This is a genomic window from Mycobacterium asiaticum (genome assembly GCF_001673635.1).
Lineage (GTDB): Bacteria > Actinomycetota > Actinomycetes > Mycobacteriales > Mycobacteriaceae > Mycobacterium > Mycobacterium asiaticum_C.
The window spans coordinates 1-1,238 of sequence record NZ_LZMH01000067.1 but is presented as its reverse complement, the minus strand read 5'-3'; the positions used below and the strand labels follow the sequence as shown (position 1 = coordinate 1,238).

Annotated in this window: 1 protein-coding gene and 1 pseudogene; both read left to right on the top strand. The window is 59.3% G+C overall.

The annotated features are described in order from the left end of the window. Positions 1-1,029, top strand: a pseudogene (locus tag A5645_RS18560) (hypothetical protein); the annotation flags it as partial. A 21-nt stretch (positions 1,030-1,050) separates the two neighbouring features. Next, positions 1,051-1,238: PPE domain-containing protein (locus tag A5645_RS29450; RefSeq protein ID WP_436405509.1), on the top strand; the 188-nt coding region annotated here is incomplete at its 3' end.

The window sequence follows — 1,238 nt, the reverse complement described above, 5'->3', positions numbered from 1 at the left end:
GGGTTGAACGCGGGCACCGATAACGTCGGGTTGTTCAACTCCGGTCACGGTAACCGCGGCTTTTTCAACTCCGGCAATGGCAACACCGGTATCGGTAATGCCGGTGATTACAACACCGGTATCGGCAACACCAGCATCGCCAACACCGGCATCGGCAACACCGGCAGCTACAACATCGGTGTCGGTAACACCGGCAGCAACAACACGGGCAGTTTCAATGCCGGCAGCTTCAACACCGGTGATGCCAACCCCGGCAGTCTGAATTCTGGCAGCTTCAACATCGGCAGCATCAACACCGGCTTCGCCAACCTAGGTGACCTCAACACCGGGTCGTTCAACACCGGCAGCATGAACACCGGTTCATTCATGCTGGCCGACAGCCAAGTGCTCGACGGTATTACCATCCCGCTCAATTTCCCGGCGATTCCGATCGACCTCGTAGCGGCTACCAAGGTGGCGATCCCGATCACCGGTCAGTTCAACCCGATCACTATTCACCCGATCGAGGTCTCGGTCCCGGTCGCCGTCAATGGGCTTGGTCTAGCCAACATCAATGGAGTCGTCACGCACAACGATACGGGAGATATCATCATCAACCCGATCAGGCTGATGGACCTCGTGTTTGCGGCGGACTTCCAGCTACCGATCCAGATGACGATCCTCGGCCGACTCAACCTCAGTGTGCCGGGGCTGTTAGGTATCGGGAACTCCGTCGGGTCGTTGGCGTCGGGCTTCTTCAACGGAAATTCCAGCGGCACTTCAGGTTTCTTCAACTCCAGCGATCTGAGTTCGGGCTTCGCCAACGCCAACGGGGCGCTGACCTCGGGCTGGTACAACTCCGGTTCATTGCTGTCGGGCTGGCAGAACATCGGCAACGCCATCTCCGGTTTCGCCAACACCAGCACGCTGGCCGCCAACGCCCCGGCCCTGATCTCCGGTATCGGCAACATCGGCAGCCAGGTCTCCGGCTTCTTGCACGGCCAGATCAGTGCGTTGCAGGAGACGTTGGCGGACTGGGTGGCCGGCTGATGACGTGTTTCCCCGTCCCATGTGGTCGACCGTTGTTCTGCAGCACCTCCTACCCCAAAGAAGCTTTCCTGCAATGTAAGGAAGAGGATTGAGCCGGTGAGTTTTCTGACCTTGCCTCCCGAGATCAACTCGCTGAACATGCTGTTGGGCGCGGGTTCGGCGCCGATGGCGTCGGTGGCGTCGGCGTGGGATGGTTTGGCTGCTGTGTT